A 16,598-nucleotide genomic window follows, 5' to 3' on the forward strand; every position below is an offset into this window, starting at 1 on the left:
GGACTGATGTCCGATTCCGCCATGTGACCCCGTCTCTCTGTGGTCCCCGGCCGCCCCGACCGGGGCGACGCCGCGTGGCTCCGCCCGGCGCCGCATGGTTCGGACGGGCACTGCGTAGGCCAGCCTGAGCCCGCGGGGAGACATCCACCACTCGTGGGCTCCAATCGGGGCAGGTCGGCATCGCCCGGGGGTCCGTCCCTGCGGCTGTGCCGCTCAGTCAGCCGGCGGCAGGCACACACCCGTTTGCCCGAGGCCGCGAACTGGCCACCGCCACGGCGAATCCTGGGCCGCCGGGTGCCCGTCCGATTGCCATGTCGCGCCCATCGGCCGGTGGATGACCGGGTGCGATGACGTCCAGTGCGCGTCCAAGACGTTCCGCCAAGCCACTGGCCCATCCCGCATCCAACTCGGTCACTGCAATGCCACAGCGCAAGGGGGCAGTTGAGTGCCGCGAGTCGGCATCTGCTCTGGAAGGGAGAGGTGGATGAGCTGCTGGGGCGGCGCCGGGGTGTGCCGGCGGAGACGAAGGAGGAGGTGGCGCCGGTCAGTCCGCGGGCCTCCAGTCCGGCCGACGGCCGTTGACAGCGACAACCCGGTCAAGCAGCGGCGCGCTCTCGGTCACCTCGACGACCGGGCCGAACAACCCGCTCCGGCTCGTGTCGTCGCCCGTCGGCTTCATCAGCTCATACGCCGCCTGAAGGCTCGCGTCATCGGGGGAGTACTCCTGCCCGGTGGCGCGAGCCAGGTCCCAGCCGTGGACCACGAGCTCGTTCACTGCGACGCGCCCGGCGATCGCAGCCGGGAGACTGACGCCCCCCGCCTGGGTAAAGCCGTCCCACGCTCCGGGACTGTCCCAGGACTCCACCAGCTCGTCCAGCCGCTGGGGAAGCACGGCGCGCCAGTCGTCGTGCAGGACCGGCAGTACGGAACTGGGGTCGGTGTTCGTCGACGGTCCGAGATCCTTCCGTGCGGCGTCCCGGAAGGCGGTGGCCAGCCCGACGATATGGCCCAGCAGCTCGCGTACGGCGTACTTGGGGCAGGGCGTCGGGCCGGCAAGCTGCGCGTCGTCCACCGCGGCGGTCAGCTGCGCCACGGCGCGGGCGGCGGGGCGGAGGTCGAGGGACGGGATGTGCGATGTGTTGTCCATGCAAGGCCAGACCGGACCGGTCGCCGAAACTCATCGCTCGAGGTCGGGGTGACTGGTAGCAGAGGGCCGGGCCAGCCGCCGCGCGATCTGCTCGATGGCCCGGCGCCACCCTTCCGCATCCGCTCGGACAGCGACGCGGCCGCGGTGGCGGGGTGATCCGCAAAGGAGTCCGGACGGACCAGCTCGACCGGCCCGCCGACGCGAGGTTCTGGTCATCGCCAATGATGGCCCGCGGAGGGTCAACGTGCCTGGTAGGACGGGTCGTTGGAGCCGCGATCCGGGGCAAGATCACGAGATCGGCCCGGTGGCGGTCCAGCCCGGAAGTGGCCCCAGCGATCCGACATGAGGACTCGACCTCAGAAAGACGTCTCCCGCACACTCGCCCGGTCCGAGGGCACGGTCGTCGCCGTGATCTCCGAACGGTGCCGGTCGCCCTCGAACGTCACCGTCAGGGTGTCGGGCGCGCTCTGTGCGGTGCTCGCCGTGAAGCCCTGGTTCGGCACCGCCGAGATCAGGCACACCCCGCCGCTTCCGTAGCGCACGGTTGCCTTCCCGCCCTGGGACGAGATGGTGTGCACACCCGAACCGCCCTGCTCGCATCCCTCGCCGCCCGAGTTCGCCCCGGACGGCTCCTCGGGAGGCCGAGGAGTGGCGCGGGCCGCGGGGGTTGGCGACGCCGTACGGGGTCTCTCGGTCTTCCGGGGCGGCGTCGGCCTGGGCGCGGACGGGCTCGGGGAGGGCTTGGGGCTCGGGGACGCGCTGGGGCGAGCTGTCACCGAGGCCTGCGGCGAGGCGAAGTCCGTCGGCGCCGACTTCGCGACCGGCGCCGTCGGTCTGGTCGAGCCCACCACGAAATGGACCGTGATCATGACGGCCGTCACGCTGGCTGTCGTGCAGGACAGCCAGATGAGCACGTAACGCAGGTACCGGGGCACGACACCATCTTGGCGGACCCGCTAACGTGCCTGCTCATGGCCTCCGTACTTGTCGTCGAGGACGACCCAGTCATCCGGGCCGCGCTGATCGAGGTCCTCACCGGACACGGATACGCGGTGAAGACCGCGCACCAGGGTTTCGAGGCGCTGCGGCAGATCACCCAGGGCCCGCCCGACATCGTCGTGCTCGACCTCGGACTGCCCGACCTGGACGGTCTCGACGTGTTGCGGATGATCCGGGGCATCTCGCGCGTACCCGTACTGGTCGCCACGGCCCGCGACGACGACACGGAGATCATCAGGCTCCTCAACGCCGGAGCCGACGACTACATGGTGAAACCCTTCTCGGGCGGCCAGCTCGCCGCCCGGCTCGCCGCCGTACTGCGGCGGTCCGGGCCGGCCGTGGACGACGGCGACCGTCAGCCGGTCCTCCAGGTCGCAGGACTCAGGATCGATCCGCTCGCCCGGACCGCGCACCTCGACGGCGACGAGCTCTCGCTCACCCGGCGGGAGTTCGACCTGCTCGCCTACCTCGCGCAAAATGCCGACCAGGTCATATCCCGCCAGCGCATACTCGCCGAGGTATGGCAGCAGCCGTATCTCGAGGACCAGACGGTCGACGTCCACCTCTCGGCGCTGCGCAGGAAGCTGGGTGAAAAGGCCGCGGATCCGCGCTATCTCCACACAGTGCGCGGTATCGGGATCAAGCTGGTCGCCGCACCGTCATGAGACGCGCCCTCGCCGGAATCTCCCTCGCCGCGACGCTGATGGTCGCGCTGTCCTTCCTCATCCCGCTCGCCCTGCTCGTACGCGAACAGGCCCGGGACCGGGTGACCACAGCCGCCGAACAGCGTGCGGCAGCCCTCTCGCCGGTGCTCGCCCTGACCACCAGGCCCGCCGATGTGCAGCAGACGGTCTCGGGCCTGGGCTCGGACGACCAGCTCGCCGTACGGCTCCCGGACGGCGGGCTCGTCGGCACGCTGCACGCACCGCAGGAGGCCCTGGAGCGCGCGGTGGGCAAACGGGAGACGCTGGTGCTCGACACCGCCGACGGATGGGTCTATCTCCAGCCCGTCGTCCTCGCCCAGAACCGGGTGGCGGTCGTAGAGGCGTACGTACCGGCCGGTGACCTGACCCGGGGCGTCTGGGAATCGTGGGGCGTCATGTCGCTGCTCGCGCTCGGCCTGGTGGGCGGCTCGGTGCTGGTCGCCGACCGGCTGGGCGCACGGGTCGTCCGCTCCTCCCGGAGCCTGAAGCGCGCCTCGCTGGCCCTGGGGTCGGGGGATCTCGAGATACGGGTGGAACCGGACGGTCCGCCGGAGTTGCAGGAGGCCGGCGCCGCGTTCAACACCATGGCCGACCGGGTCGTGGAACTGCTCGCCATCGAGCGCGAGATGGTCGCGGACCTCTCGCACCGGCTCAGGACCCCGCTGACCGCCCTGTACCTGGAGGCGGATCTGCTGGGCGGTTCACCGGGCGCCCGGCGGATCACGGAGGCCGTCGCGCAGTTGGAGAGCGAACTCGACTCCATCATCACCGCCGCCCGCACCCCGCTGGCCGCCGGCCCGGCGAACGGGACGATTCCGGCACGCCCGAGCGAGGTGACCGAGGTGGTGGCGATGCGGCTCGACTTCTGGTCGGTGCTCGCCACCCAGCAGGACCGGCTGTACGAACGCTCCTTCACGCCGCGCCCCACGCCCGTACGGTTCCCGGAGGACGACCTCGCCGCGGTCGTGGACGCACTGATCGGGAACGTCTTCCGGCACACCCCGCAGGGCACTGCCTTCGCCGTACGGGTGGAGCGCACCGACCGGCACGTGCTGCTGACGGTGGAGGACGCCGGTCCCGGCGTTGCCGACCCGGACGCGGCGCTCACCCGGGGCGTCAGCGTTGGCGGCTCCACGGGCCTCGGCCTGGACATCGTGGCGCGTGCGGCCCGCGCGGCGGGCGGGGAGCTGGAGATCACCGGCGCGCCGATGGGCGGGGCTCGGGTGCGGGTGTCCTTCGGGCTGGCGGGCGACGAGCTGTAGCGGGTGCTAGCGGCCGGCTCCGAAGTCCTGCGTCCACCAGGGGCCGCCGTCCCCGAAGTGCACGCCGATGCCTATCTCCTTGAAAGAGCAGTTGAGTATGTTGGCGCGGTGCCCGGGACTCTTCATCCACGCGTCCATGACGGCGGCCGCATCGGACTGCCCGCGGGCTATGTTCTCGCCCAGCGTGGACCATTGGTACCCGGCAGCCTCGACGCGGCTGGTCATCGTGGAACCGTCGGGCCCGGTGTGGGACATCACGCCACTGCGGGCCATGACATCGCTGTAGTCGTCCGCGGCCTCGGTCAGCTTCGCGTTCGACGTGACCGGCGAGCAACCGGCGGACGCGCGCTCCTTGTTGACGAGCGAGAGGACCTGGCCCTCGGCGCCGTTCGAGGACCCCGAGCCGGACCCCGACCCCGATCCGGACCCGCCGGAGGACGAGGATGATCCGCCGCCACCTCCGGACCCGCTCGAACCGCTCTTCGTCTGGACCCTGGGCTTCGGCGCGGGCTTCGGACTCACCGTCCGCTTCGGCTTGGCGGAGGCCGAGGGGGAGGCGGACGGGATCGGCGATGCGCTCGCCTTCGCGCTCCCCGAGGGCGAGGCAAGCGGCGACGCACTGCCCGCCGCGGCCTCGTCATCGCCCGGCCCGGCCACATCACCGGCGGCGTTCGTCTCCACCCGGCCTGCCGGTCCGCCGTCGTCCCCGCCGCCCAGGGCGACGGTGACTCCGATCCCCGCGGTGACGGTGATCACGCCCAGCGCCAGCACGGCGCTGCGTGCCCGCAGCCCGCCCTTGGGTCGGGCGTGAGAACGGGAGTTCGAGCCGGCGATTCCTCGGGAACCCATACGTGCAACACCTCGGATGGAAGACGGCTGAGCAAGCGGGATCCCGGCAGACGCAGCCGCGCCCACCGGGATCACGGTGGGGGGTTGACGAGAGCGTAAGCCGGTTCGTGTGCCAAAAGGCCCCGGGGAAGGGCTTCTTCAAGAAGCCATAAGAAAGCCATCAGGTTCCGACAAGGTAGGCCGGGGCAGGCCGCGGGGCGGATTTACGGGTGCACCTCTTGTGGGCAGGCCGCAGCCTGTGGCATATAGGTCTGGACCATTGCCGTCCTCTGCGGAGGTCCGACCGTGCAACGTCCCCCCACAGTCCCCGCGTTGGCCTTCGCCGCCGCTCTCCTGCTCACCGCCTGCGGAGACGAGGACAAAGACACCGAGAGCCCTTCGCGCCCCGTCGGCGTGACGGCCCAGGCAGGCAGTGCGACCTCCGTGCATGTCATGTGGGAGCAGGCCACCGACAACAAGGCCGTCACCGGATACGAGGTGTTCCAGCAGGGCACCAGGGTCAAGACCCTGCCCGCCACCAGGGACATGGTGGACATCGACAGGCTGAGCCCCCGGACCGCCTACAGCTTCACCGTCCGTGCCCGGGACGCCGCCGGGAACCTCTCCGATCCGAGCACCGCCGTGCCCGTCACCACGCCCCCGCCCACCCCTGAGGACCACAAGGCGCCCTCACGGCCCGCGAAGCTGCGCGGCCGGGCCGAGGGGAGCCGCGAGGTCACCCTCTCCTGGGCGCGTGCCGCGGACGACGTCGGAGTCACCTCGTACGACATCTACCAAGAGGATTCCCGCATCCACAGCGTGAGCGGCACCGAGACCACGACTCGAGTCACCGGGCTGCGGCCCGGCACCGTCTACACGTTCACGGTGCGAGCACGTGACGCCGCCGAGAAATCCTCACCGGACAGCAACGCCGTGGACCTCACCACCACGTCGGCCCCCGGGAAGGGGCCCAGCACGGCGCCCACCGATCTCAAAGCGACTGCCCGGAAAGGGAACATCGATCTGAGCTGGACGCCGCCGAAGACGGGCGGCCCGGTCAAGGAGCACCAGCTGTTCCTGAACGGGAAGTTGGCCACGACCATCGTGTGGGGTGCCGCACCGCCCGTCGGCACGGCGACGTACACGATGATGGTCACGGACAAGCCCGGCACCCGTTACAGCGTCAAGCTCCGGGCGAAGCTGCCCGACGGGAAGTGGGGTGACTTCTCGGCGCAGCGCACGGTGGCGGTCCGCTGAGCAGCTGCTGCGGTCAGCATGTTGGTGCCGCCTGGGCGCCGACGCTACGGCCGGTCCTGCTCCGTACGGCTCCGACTGAAGACCGTCAGATGTCCGTAAGCGGTGCGTGCCATGGTGTCGAACCCGGAAGGCTGTGCGAAGCGGGTCGCGTCGACCGCGACGCTGTCGGGGAGCGGGGCGGTCGGCGACGCGCCCTCGCAGATCACCGAATCCCAGGCGACGTGCGCGCTGAGCCCAGCGCGGTCGAGCACGAAACCACGGCACGAGTCACGGAGTTGGTCGAGCGTTCGCACCAATGCCGCCACCACCTGCTCACGCTCCGGCTCCTGCAGGTCACTGAGCTCGTGGACGACAACCGTCGTCTCGTCATCCAGTCGTCGCACCCGGAGAATCGTGAAGGTGTCCGAAGCGAACCAGAGGTGTAGTACGACCTCGCCGTGACCGGGATCGGCGAGAACGTCGGCCGGGTCCCCCGCGTCCCTCACAAGCCGGGCGTTTCCACCGTCCTTCCCGGTACGGAACAGGGCGATGTCACCCGTAAGGGGATGACGAGCCTTCAGCCCTGCCGCCTCCAGACTCTCCAACAGCCGACCGCTGCTCTGCGAGGTCAGATCGGACAGATACCAGGAGAAGAAACCGTCCGTGCCCTCCTTGTCTCCCGCCCCACCGGCGAAGGGAAGTCCGCCGAAAACCTCCCGGACGATCTCCTCGACCCGGTCGCGTAACACTGCCGGAGCGGTGTAGCGCGTGGAGCGCATTGTCGCGAGGAAATCTTCCGGCAATTCTGCGTGGTATCGCTTCACGTAATGGTGTAGTTCTTCCGGCCACATCCAAGTGCCGTCGGTGACGAGTGATCCGGCTCCCGGAATCCACTCGTCGCCCGCAATGACATCCCGTTCCGCCCCCATGGCGCTGAAGATCTCGGTCCCCGATGAAAGATACGCCAGGATTCTGGACTCGTCATCCATCCCATGCGGTCGAACAGCATCATGAATCGACGGAGCGGAGAGGTCCGCGTCCTGAGGCTCGAACTCGTGAAAGAACCCCACTCGCTTGATCATTGTGTCTCCGTTGATCGTTCCGCTATTCAGTCCTCGGCAAGAATATTCGCCAATAGCGGTTGTTGCCAATCTGTGGCGTCTGTCCCGGGCCTAAGTCGGGCGATGTTCCCACCTTGTTGGTCGGTGCGTACACCGGCACCCCAAGGTCGTTGGCCACCCTCTGGGCGAGAGGGAGTTCCACGGAGTTCGGCACCGCGTAGCCGGAGTGGCACGAGATGAGACGTACCGGGCCGCCGTCGTAGTTCGGGTTGCTACGGATGGCGTCCGAGATATGGGTCGGATGCCCCTCGAAATCCATGAGGGTCTTGCCCTGGCTGTTCACCCGGCCGGGCAGGAAAACACCCTGGTTCGTGCCATGGATGATGACGTCGTGCTTCCCGGGTTCGCGTGCGACACGTTGCGAGTTGCCCAGCGTGCGCTCGTCGTATCCGATGGTTGTGGTCCGCTTACCGAAATAAACCGGGTCGCCGGATATGAGTGCATGGTCGCCCGGCACCCTGGGAGGCACGGGTATTTTCGAGTCCTCGCTCCGCAGGAGATTCCAGGTACGCCGTTTCCCCATGTCGTCGAGCGTCGACGGCAGCCCCCCGACACCGGCGAGATTCGGGTTCACTACGCCTATGGGAATGTCCTGCCCCATGAAGAGATTACGGAACCCGCCGACTTCTCCCGCAGCACGGGACACTCCTGCCGCACCTCCGAAGCCACCGCGAAGATGCCGCCGTAGACGCCGGCCTGTTCCACAGAGTCGAGACTGAAGCCGTCCTGCAGTCCGGTCGCCACCTTGAGTGGCTGGGCGACGGCCAGGTCGATGGTGATGCCCTCGATCGCGCCGAAAGCGATGCCGGTCAGAGTGGTCGCGGCGATGGTGGCGACAGTGGTGGACAGGGCGGTGTATGGCACCGCACACTACGTGCCGTAGAAGTACGGAGACACGATGACGGACCAAGGCGCGCTGAGGACAACGTTCTGCTTCGCACCGCCGGTCGACGACGCTGCGGCCTGGCATCTGCAGCTCGACGACCTCGCAGCCAAGATCACTGAAGCCTTCCCCGGAGCGTCCACTTCCTTGGGCGGAGACCTGGGACCACGGTCGGCCGACGCCTTGTCCTTCGATGTACCGCTGGGCGACGAAGTGTGGCTGGAAGGGCTGGCCACCACCCCTTGTCCGGAAATCGGCTCGGTCATGGTGATGCAAGCATCGGCAGCCGAGGCCGCACCATTCGCTGCTTGGTTGCGCGACGCGTTTGTTCCCTCTCCCGATCTGGTCCATTTCACCAGCGAATTGTCGCTGAACAACGGCGACGACGCCTACTGGGTTCTCCCCCCGAACGGAGGCGTCGATGAGATCGCTCAGATGCTCCAGGAGCACATCGACGCGACCGATCGTTCGTGATGACGCCTTGACTGAGACGTCCTTCTTAGTGGCCTGGGCCGGGAGAGACGCAGGAGAGGTGGGCCCGGGGCAGTGGCCTACGGTGGCGCAGCGGGCGGTGGTGGTGCGTTAGACGACAGCGGTCAGAGCCTGTCGTACTCTGACCAGCTCACGCAGCTTGTCCTGCGTCTCGGGATCCGTTGAGTAGATCACCGTCCCCACCATCCCGCGGGTCAGCAGCACCTTGTACGTGTTGCGGATCAGCCGGTCGACATCGGCGTCCGCCGTGGACTTCTTGAACACCGGGTCCTTTGACGCCGAGCGGACCGTCAACCAACGGTCCGTGCGCCACACGAGATCCGGGCCGATGATGACGCCGCTCCAATCGTACTCGAAACCCTGTGCCGTATATACGCAGCCCACCTGTCCGAACCCGGCATCGTCAGTGGCCCACAGAGCGGCAGGCGGCGCCCCGTTCACGGAACGGTCACCGTAGACGTTCCAAGGGCGAGCCCAGTCTCCGATGACCACGTCTGTCGGCAGGTCCTGTCCTGGCGGCACCTTGGTGGTCCACTTCCAGCAGTATCCCGCCGACATTCGCGCGCCAGCCCCCTGCGTTCGGCGCTCTTCGAGGAATGCCTCGAGCGCATGCGGGCTGTCGACCACCGCGAGCTGCATCTTGTCGTCAGGCCGCCACGCCATCGGGCCGCCCTTCTCCAGACCCAACAACCGGACAACCCACTTCAGATACGCGTCACTGCCCCCGCACCGGAACTGGCTGTCGAGTGCCACCACACGGCACTGGAGGCCTTTGGCGGCCGCTGCCGCTTCGATCTCCGGCACTGTTCCCATCTCGCCGGGGCGGACCACCTGATGCTCGTCCAGCAGGAAGACCGGCACCCGCGCGACGTCCATCAGTTCTTCGACCTGCGGCCTGCCCGTGCGATGCTCTGCCCGCGTATAGCGATTGGCAGATGTCTCACGGATGCGGTGAGCCTCGTCGCAGATCAGGACTTCAAGACTGTTCCTGCGAGCCGTCATGAAGCTGTTGAAGTACTTGAAGAGGTCCCGCACTTCCGGCTTGCGGGTACCGGCCACCTTGCGCATCGTCTTGGTGAACGAGGCCGAGCCGGTCGCGTGCAGTGCCGTCACACCCTGGCGGTACAGCTCGCCGAGCAGTGACAATGCGATCACGCTCTTGCCGGTGCCCGGCCCGCCGGTGATGATCACGACCTGTTTGTGATCGGAATCCTGGGCACGACGTACTGCATTGAGCACGGTCCTGTATGCCACCTTCTGTTCGTCGAGCAGCACGAACTGTTCCCGCTCCCGCACTTCCTCGGCAGCAACGGCCATGAGCTGCTTCGAAGGTGCCGTCTTGCCGTTCATCAGCTCGTCCGCCGCCCGCGCCCCCGAAGTAGGCGCCAATCGTGCCGTCAGGTAGTCGAGAAACTGACCCCGACCCTCGGACGTGAACAACTGCCCATACTCGTTCGTCTCTATCTGGCGCAGGCCCGTGATGCCGAACTCGGTCGCGTTGTGCAGATAGGCCGCGCCGTGCAAGCGCGCGGGATGTGCCGCGACGGCGAGGTTGAAGTTGGCGATGTACTGGCAGTATCCCCGCACCTGCTCGATGGGATTCAGTACGGCGCGGGAGTAGGCATCGACATAACAGAGGGTGGGGTCTTCCTCGTCCGGCGTTGCCTGGCTCCACTGCTTGAGCTCGACCACGACGTACGACGGTTCCCCGGTCCTGGGATGGACTCCGGCCAAAACCGCATCAGCCCGCTTGCTGTTCAGTGGCAGCCCGTACTCGAGGATCATCTCGACCTGCCCGAGTCCGGCGTCGTTCAGAGCAGCTGCCAGGGCGGGGATGCTCCGCTCCCAGGAGCGAGCCTCAGAGGCACCGGGGTTGTGGCCGTGCATGCGGGCGAACTTGTCAGTCATAGTCAGGAACAGGGACCCGTCATGAGCCATGACGGCGACGGTCGCGGCAGAGGCGCGAAACAGCAAGACCTTCCCCCAGGCAGCACGAAAGAACTCGTGCGGGTGGGGGCATGTCCTTCGTGACTCCGCGTGAACGGAGCGGAAGCCCGGCGGGCCGCATCATCAACGACGCCAGCGACCTTACCTTTTGCCGCTGTCAGGGGCGCCCCGATCGCTAGTTTCGTGACTTCTGCTGAGGTACGGCACTTGGCAGGCAGCGGTCCTGGTGACCGGGCACACCTCTTACGACGCGCAGGGTAGGGTCGGTGACCTGGAGACTTGCGCCGAAAGGCGTGCTTTGACACCGCGGAGGTCGAACCGTGTCGACAGCTGGTACGCCCTCGGCGCCCAAGCCGGGCCGCCACGCAAGGAGCGCTGGTTCCGGGCCCCTCGTTCGGTTTTCACGTGGGAGCAGGAAGGCCTCGACCACGTCAGGCAGCTCATGCCGAAGGCCGAGCCGTACCGTGCCTGGGCCCGTTCTCTTTAAGGGACATCCCGGCCGGGTGGTCAACCACGGCGACACCTGGCAGTTCCACGCCGCCCGGTTCCGTACGCTGAAGAACCACCTGCACCTCACTGATCTGAAGTGCAAAGACCTGAAGGGGTAGTTGGAGAGCGCCGCCCATTCCATGGGCGTCCACCCAAGGCGTCTGCCCTTCATCAAACCGGCGGTATTCCTCCCCTGGGCACTGATCAACGACCAGACTGAGCCGACGGGTTGGGACGCTCCCCGTCTCATGCCGCTCATTGCCGGCATCCAAGAGCTGATGCCGTGGGTCCACGAGTGGCACGGCGAGCACGACGAGGTTGGGGCGGCCGGCCGAGGAGTATCAGCCGTACCTGGACGAGCAGCGCGGCAAGCACGGGCTCTCGGCGGACGATCTCACTGCCTGGCGACCGGAGAAGAAGACTCGCGGCCGGGCGAAGAAGGCCGGCTGAGCCTCACGTACAGGCACGTACAAGAAGGCGCCCCGTCACTGGATCACTTCCCGTGATGGGGCGCCGTCGTACGCCCGGCCTCAGCCCTGCGCGACGAACTCCACGAAGGCTGCCCAGCCCTCGGAAGCCACGCGCAGGGTCGGCCCCGCCTTGTCCTTCGAGTCGCGGACGTGGATGGCACCGGGGAAGGCCGCGATCTCGACACATTCGCCGCCTTCGCCACTGCTGTAGCTGCTCCTGAACCAGGCCGACTCTGGAACAGCCTGTGCGGGCGCTTCGACGTTCATCTCTCTCCAAGCAACTTCTCGATGAGGGCCAGCGATTCGCGCGGAGTGAGTGCCTGTGCCCGGAGAATCCCGTACTGCTCCTCGATCTCCCGGACCGGCTGTCGCTCCGTGTAGAGACGGCTGTCCTTGTGCGCCTCAACGTACGCGATCCTCCGCCCTTCCCTCGTCTCGATCAAGGTGAACGGACCGGCCAAGCAGGCGTGTTCATCGCGGTCGGTCATCATCACTTGCAGCTCGACATTGCGACGCTGTCCGCAGAGCATCAGCTGTTCCAGCTGGCCGCGCATGACGTCCCGTCCACCCAGGGGACGGTGCAGTACAGATTCCTCGATGACGAAGCTGATTGTGGGTAGCGGCGTCCGCGAATAGATCTCCTGCCTGGCGAGGCGGGCGGCTACCCGCTGGGCGACGGTCTCCTCTTCCAGAAGTGGGCGCCGCATGGCGAACACCGCGCGTGCGTACTCCTCGCTCTGCAACAGTCCGGGCACCGCATGCGTGGCGTACACGTGCAGCTCAACCGCCTGCGCCTCCAACCGCGCCGCGTCCCGGAAGAACGCCGGATACTGCGCCCTCGCCACCTCTTCCTTGCTCGCCCGCAGTAACCCGCCCGCGTCCAGCACCTCGTCCGCCTTGTCGATGAACATCGGTGGCGGAATCCGACGTCCCTGCTCGAACGAGGCGATCGTCGACGCCGAGTACCCCGTCATCGATCCGAACTCCGGCCGTTCCAGCCCCGCCCGTACCCGGCACAGCTTCAACTGCTGCCCGAAGACGTGCAGGATGCCCGACCCCGCCTCGTACTCGTGCTCCGGCTGCTGTTGATCGCCCATGCCCCCGCACCTCCCGTACATCCCCGCCCGGGACGCGTACAGCCCGTGCCCGTCAGCGCGTCCCTCCTGTTCAACGCTACGCACGCGCCGCCAGCGTTTCCCTCATGAACCGAGCAATTACCCCTCACGTGGCACCCCAGCAACAGCAGGCCCCCGCCCACGAGTTCTCGATGCAGTTCACCTCCACCCCGCGCGGCGCCCGCCTCGCCCGCAGGCTCGTCTCGCACCGGCTTCACGACTGGGGTTACCCGTACGACTACACCCCCAACGAGACGATGACCTTCATCGCCGCCGAGCTCACCGCGAACGCCGTACGCCACGGGCACGTCCCCGGCCGGGACTTCCACCTGCGCCTCACCGCGACCGCCATCGCCCTCCGTATCGAGGTCGCCGACACCCGCACCGAGCGATGCCCCGCACCCGGAGACCTCACCACGCCACCCACCGACACTGAATCGGGGCGGGGCCTCTACCTCGTCTCCCAGCTCGCCCACCGTTGGGGCGTCGCACCCCGCGTGGGCGCCCCCGGAAAGCAGGTGTGGGCGGAGCTGCGCCTGCCGCAATGACCGTCCGCGCGAGGGGCGCGGCGTGCGCAGTTCGCGACAGCACAACGCCCCCGGTGCTGTGCGGTACCGGGGGCGTTGTCCATGCGCAGGCGCGAGGTCAGCCGACCAGCTGCTCGTACGCCGACAGCGTGAGGAAGTCCTCGTAATTCTCGTCCAGCGCCACCTTCAGCAGCAGATCGTGCGCCTGCTGCCAGTTGCCCGCCGTGAAGGCATCCTCGCCGATCTCCTCGCGGATCGCGGCCAGTTCCTCCGCCGCGACCTTGCGGGCCAGGTCCGCGGTGGCGAGCTCGCCGTTCTCGAAGACGACGCCGGCGTTGATCCACTGCCAGATCTGGGAGCGGGAGATCTCCGCGGTCGCCGCGTCCTCCATCAGGTTGAAGATCGCGACCGCGCCCAGGCCGCGCAGCCATGCCTCGATGTAGCGGATGCCCACCTGGACGGCGTTGCGCAGGCCCTCGTACGTCGGCTTCGCGTCCAGTGAGTCGACGGCGATCAGATCGCCGGCCGCCACCGAGACGTCCTCGCGGAGGCGGTCCTTCTGGTTGGGCCTGGAACCCAGCACCGCGTCGAACGAAGCCATGGCGATCGGGACCAGGTCCGGGTGCGCGACCCAGGAGCCGTCGAAGCCGTCGCCCGCCTCGCGGTCCTTGTCGGCCTTGACCTTCTCGAACGCGACCTTGTTGACCGCGGCGTCGCGCCGGGACGGGATGAAGGCCGCCATACCGCCGATGGCGTGTGCGCCGCGCTTGTGGCACGTGCGGACCAGGAGTTCGGTGTAGGCGCGCATGAAGGGCGCGGTCATCGTCACCGCGTTGCGGTCCGGGAGCACGAACTTCTCGCCGCCGTCACGGAAGTTCTTGACGATCGAGAAGAGATAGTCCCAGCGGCCCGCGTTCAGCCCGGCCGCGTGGTCGCGCAGCTCGTACAGGATCTCCTCCATCTCGTACGCCGCCGTGATCGTCTCGATCAGGACGGTCGCGCGGACGGTGCCCTGCGGGATGCCGATGCAGTCCTGGGCGAAGACGAAGATGTCGTTCCAGAGGCGGGCCTCCAGGTGCGACTCCGTCTTAGGGAGGTAGAAGTACGGGCCCTTGCCGAGGTCGATGAGCCGCTTGGCGTTGTGGAAGAAGTACAGGCCGAAGTCGACCAGCGCACCCGGCACCGGGCGGCCGCCGAACTGCAGGTGGCGCTCCTCCAGGTGCCAGCCGCGCGGGCGCATCACGACGGTGGCGAGTTCGTCGGCGGACTTCAGGGTGTACGACTTCCCGGACTTCGGGTCGGTGAAGTCGATCCGGCGCTCATAGGCGTCGATCAGATTGAGCTGGCCGAGGACGACGTTCTCCCAGGTGGGAGCGGATGCGTCCTCGAAGTCGGCGAGCCAGACCTTCGCGCCCGAGTTCAGGGCGTTGATGGTCATCTTGCGGTCGGTGGGTCCGGTGATCTCCACCCGGCGGTCGTTGAGGGACGCGGGGGCCGGAGCGACTTTCCAGGAGTCGTCGGCGCGGATCGCGGCGGTCTCCGGGAGGAAGTCCAGCGTGGAGGTGCGGGCGATCTCGGCGCGGCGTTCGGAGCGACGGGCGAGAAGCTCGTCCCGCCGGGGCGTGAACCTCTGGTGCAGCTCGGCCACAAAGGCGAGGGCCGCGTCGGTCAGGACCTCTTCCTGCCGGGGCAGGGGCTCGGCTTCGACGATGGCCAGCGGGGACGGCGCTGGTGCGGACATGAGCTGTCACTTCCTTCAGCGGGCGGTGCCTGGCGGCCGCCGGCATCACAGATACGGCACTCGGTGCCGCGGGAGCCGAGACGCGGTCGCGGGCGCCGTCTGGGGATCGGGCGCTTCTGATCAGTGGATAGTAGTTTCCTCATGGTGGAAGTTCAATGGTTTGTTGATGTCGAGATTCTCCGGGTCGACAGACCATGGCTCTGGGTGCCACGCCGTTCACTCAAGGTGCGCCAGATCCTCGGCGGTGTCGATGTCGTACGCCTCGGCGATGTCGCCGCACTCGATCAGAGTCAGCGAGGACTCATGCTCCTTCAGATACGCGCGCGCCCCGCGGTCGCCGACCGCGCTCGCCACGATCGCCTTCCAGTGGTCCGCGCCGAAGAGGACGGGATGCCCGCGTTCACCTCCGTACGCGGCGGCCAGCAGCGAATCCCGGGAACGGTACGCGGCCCGGATGCGGGAGACCGCCCGTGCGCCGATCCCCGGCTGGTCGACGAGAAAGACCAGTGCGGCGTCCGCGTCCGTGGCGGCCAGCGACTCAAGACCCGCGCGCAGCGATGAGCCCATGCCCTCCTGCCAGCCGGGGTTGTCGACCAGTACGCAGCCGGAGAGTTCGGCCTCCGCGCGTACGCGGTCGGCCGTGGCGCCCAGCACCACATGCACGGGAGCGCAGCCGGCCTCGCGCAGCACGCGCACGGCGTGCTCGACCAGTGGCCGGCCACGGTGCGTCAGCAGCGCCTTCGGGCGGCCGCCGAGGCGGCGGCCCCCGCCCGCCGCCAGCAGCAGTCCGGCGACGACCGGTTCCTTCGGCGGGTGCTGGGGTGGGTGCTGCGGTGTGTGTGCCATAAGAACTCCCTACCTCATATCCCCGGGAAGTGCCGAGCCGATCGCAGCCGTCGTTGACCTTGGATTAGGTGCATCTCCGATACTCAAGTTGGCCATGGGGGACGAGAGTCGATGAGCGGGCGCGCACACCAGGGAACGGTCTTCAAGCCACTTGGCGAAGAGGATCCGCAGAACGTCGCCGGATACCGACTGGCAGCGCGCCTCGGTGCCGGCGGTATGGGCAAGGTCTATCTGTCGTACACGCCCGGCGGACGGCCCGTCGCCATCAAGGTGATCCGGCCCGACTTCGGCCAGGACCCCGAATTCCGCCGCCGGTTCGCCCAGGAGGTGCAGGCCGCGCAGCGCGTGCAGGGCCTGTTCACGGCGCCGGTCATCGACGCCGACCCGGAGGCCGAGCAGCCCTGGCTCGCCACGGCGTATGTCCCAGGCCGCCGACGCGGAAACGGTGCTGCGGCGGCCCGAGGAGTGGCTGCCGGGTGCGGTGGCCGCGGAGATCACCACGCGCAAGGCGGCTCCGGCGCCGCCGATGGCGCCGATGGCGCCGCCCGCCGGGCAGGTGCCTGCCGCGCAGGCCCCGGCCCCGGTGTCGCCCGCGCAGGCCCCGACTCCCGTGCCGACGGCGCAGACCGCGCCGCCCGCGCACGCTCCGGCCGCGATGCAGTCTCCGGCCACCGGTCCGGCGCCGGTGGCGCCCGCCCCGTATCCCACGCCCACCGAAGCCGTCGCCCCACCGAAGCCGTCGCCCCGGCGCCGCCGCCGCCCGGCTTCGGCCCGCCGCCGCAGAACCCGGC

18 protein-coding genes and 1 pseudogene are annotated in these 16,598 nt (G+C 68.4%); 8 read left to right on the forward strand and 11 right to left on the reverse strand.

Going from position 1 to position 16,598, the window contains the following annotated elements; all coding sequences use genetic code 11:
- Positions 1-544 precede the first annotated feature (544 nt).
- Positions 545-1,147 (reverse strand): TIGR03086 family metal-binding protein, encoded by a 603-nt coding sequence (locus ACQEVG_RS30750; protein ID WP_432989800.1) that lies wholly within the window; start codon positions 1,145-1,147, stop codon positions 545-547.
- A gap of 356 nt (positions 1,148-1,503) precedes the next feature.
- A complete protein-coding gene (locus ACQEVG_RS30755) occupies positions 1,504-1,725 on the reverse strand; it encodes a hypothetical protein (protein ID WP_432989802.1) in 222 nt (73 codons plus the stop codon).
- Between the two features lie 70 nt (positions 1,726-1,795).
- Here ACQEVG_RS30755 and ACQEVG_RS30760 point away from each other — a divergent pair, with 70 nt between their 5' ends.
- Genes ACQEVG_RS30760 through ACQEVG_RS30770 form a run of 3 tightly spaced genes read left to right on the forward strand, consistent with a single transcriptional unit; the run spans position 1,796 to position 4,112 of the window.
- Positions 1,796-2,065 carry a hypothetical protein gene (locus ACQEVG_RS30760; RefSeq protein ID WP_432989804.1) on the forward strand — a complete coding sequence of 90 codons (270 nt, stop codon included), beginning with the start codon at positions 1,796-1,798 and terminating at the stop codon, positions 2,063-2,065.
- Between the two features lie 53 nt (positions 2,066-2,118).
- Entirely contained in the window at positions 2,119-2,811 is a 693-nt protein-coding gene (locus ACQEVG_RS30765; protein WP_432989806.1) for a response regulator transcription factor, read from the forward strand.
- A complete protein-coding gene (locus tag ACQEVG_RS30770) occupies positions 2,808-4,112 on the forward strand; it encodes an ATP-binding protein (protein ID WP_432989808.1) in 1,305 nt (434 codons plus the stop codon). Before ACQEVG_RS30765 ends, ACQEVG_RS30770 begins: the two co-directional genes overlap by 4 nt.
- A 6-nt stretch (positions 4,113-4,118) precedes the next feature.
- Here ACQEVG_RS30770 and ACQEVG_RS30775 read toward each other — a convergent pair whose 3' ends face one another.
- The gene (locus ACQEVG_RS30775) at positions 4,119-4,961 is read right to left on the reverse strand and encodes a CAP domain-containing protein (protein ID WP_432989810.1); all 843 of its coding nucleotides are present in this window, start codon (positions 4,959-4,961) and stop codon (positions 4,119-4,121) included.
- Positions 4,962-5,246: 285 nt separating this feature from the next.
- Between ACQEVG_RS30775 and ACQEVG_RS30780 the strand changes: the two genes are divergently transcribed.
- Positions 5,247-6,197: a fibronectin type III domain-containing protein gene (locus ACQEVG_RS30780; RefSeq protein WP_432989813.1), complete on the forward strand. Its 951-nt coding sequence runs from the start codon at positions 5,247-5,249 to the stop codon at positions 6,195-6,197.
- A gap of 44 nt (positions 6,198-6,241) precedes the next feature.
- On the opposite strand, the gene ACQEVG_RS30785 is transcribed toward ACQEVG_RS30780, so the two are convergent.
- The 3 genes from ACQEVG_RS30785 to ACQEVG_RS30795 all read right to left on the reverse strand — a co-directional run bounded on the left by ACQEVG_RS30785 (position 6,242) and on the right by ACQEVG_RS30795 (position 8,161).
- Entirely contained in the window at positions 6,242-6,955 is a 714-nt protein-coding gene (locus tag ACQEVG_RS30785; RefSeq protein WP_432989815.1) for a hypothetical protein, read from the reverse strand.
- Positions 6,956-7,280: 325 nt separating this feature from the next.
- A complete protein-coding gene (locus tag ACQEVG_RS30790) occupies positions 7,281-7,898 on the reverse strand; it encodes a hypothetical protein (RefSeq protein ID WP_432989817.1) in 618 nt (205 codons plus the stop codon).
- Positions 7,877-8,161 carry a hypothetical protein gene (locus ACQEVG_RS30795; protein ID WP_432989819.1) on the reverse strand — a complete coding sequence of 95 codons (285 nt, stop codon included), beginning with the start codon at positions 8,159-8,161 and terminating at the stop codon, positions 7,877-7,879. The genes ACQEVG_RS30790 and ACQEVG_RS30795 overlap by 22 nt, the downstream gene beginning before the upstream one ends.
- Positions 8,162-8,195: 34 nt before the next feature.
- On the opposite strand from ACQEVG_RS30795, the gene ACQEVG_RS30800 reads away from it, so the two are divergent.
- The gene (locus tag ACQEVG_RS30800; protein ID WP_432989821.1) at positions 8,196-8,654 is read left to right on the forward strand and encodes a hypothetical protein; all 459 of its coding nucleotides are present in this window, start codon (positions 8,196-8,198) and stop codon (positions 8,652-8,654) included.
- A 108-nt stretch (positions 8,655-8,762) separates the two neighbouring features.
- On the opposite strand, the gene ACQEVG_RS30805 is transcribed toward ACQEVG_RS30800, so the two are convergent.
- Positions 8,763-10,646: a DNA/RNA helicase domain-containing protein gene (locus ACQEVG_RS30805; RefSeq protein ID WP_432989823.1), complete on the reverse strand. Its 1,884-nt coding sequence runs from the start codon at positions 10,644-10,646 to the stop codon at positions 8,763-8,765.
- 780 nt (positions 10,647-11,426) lie between these two features.
- Here ACQEVG_RS30805 and ACQEVG_RS30810 point away from each other — a divergent pair.
- Positions 11,427-11,558, forward strand: coding sequence for a hypothetical protein (locus ACQEVG_RS30810; RefSeq protein WP_432989825.1), 132 nt, complete (start codon positions 11,427-11,429; stop codon positions 11,556-11,558).
- Between the two features lie 80 nt (positions 11,559-11,638).
- Here ACQEVG_RS30810 and ACQEVG_RS30815 read toward each other — a convergent pair whose 3' ends face one another.
- Complete coding sequence (locus ACQEVG_RS30815) at positions 11,639-11,845, reverse strand: DUF397 domain-containing protein (protein ID WP_432989827.1); 207 nt, start codon at positions 11,843-11,845, stop codon at positions 11,639-11,641.
- Positions 11,842-12,675 (reverse strand): helix-turn-helix domain-containing protein, encoded by an 834-nt coding sequence (locus ACQEVG_RS30820; RefSeq protein ID WP_432989829.1) that lies wholly within the window; start codon positions 12,673-12,675, stop codon positions 11,842-11,844. The genes ACQEVG_RS30815 and ACQEVG_RS30820 overlap by 4 nt, the downstream gene beginning before the upstream one ends.
- Positions 12,676-12,779: 104 nt before the next feature.
- On the opposite strand from ACQEVG_RS30820, the gene ACQEVG_RS30825 reads away from it, so the two are divergent.
- A complete protein-coding gene (locus ACQEVG_RS30825) occupies positions 12,780-13,241 on the forward strand; it encodes an ATP-binding protein (RefSeq protein WP_432989831.1) in 462 nt (153 codons plus the stop codon).
- A gap of 97 nt (positions 13,242-13,338) precedes the next feature.
- Here ACQEVG_RS30825 and aceB read toward each other — a convergent pair whose 3' ends face one another.
- Both aceB and ACQEVG_RS30835 read right to left on the reverse strand, forming a co-directional pair.
- Positions 13,339-14,961, reverse strand: a complete 1,623-nt coding sequence (gene aceB / locus ACQEVG_RS30830; protein ID WP_432989833.1) for a malate synthase A — start codon at positions 14,959-14,961, stop codon at positions 13,339-13,341.
- A gap of 216 nt (positions 14,962-15,177) precedes the next feature.
- On the reverse strand, positions 15,178-15,807 hold the full coding sequence (locus ACQEVG_RS30835; protein WP_432989835.1) for a nucleotidyltransferase family protein: 630 nt from the start codon (positions 15,805-15,807) through the stop codon (positions 15,178-15,180).
- A gap of 111 nt (positions 15,808-15,918) precedes the next feature.
- Here ACQEVG_RS30835 and ACQEVG_RS30840 point away from each other — a divergent pair.
- A pseudogene (locus ACQEVG_RS30840) lies at positions 15,919-16,236 on the forward strand (serine/threonine protein kinase); the annotation flags it as partial.
- Between the last annotated feature and the right edge of the window lie 362 nt (positions 16,237-16,598).

Source organism: Streptomyces sp. CA-135486 (assembly GCF_050936555.1).
In the GTDB taxonomy this organism is placed as follows: Bacteria; Actinomycetota; Actinomycetes; order Streptomycetales; family Streptomycetaceae; genus Streptomyces.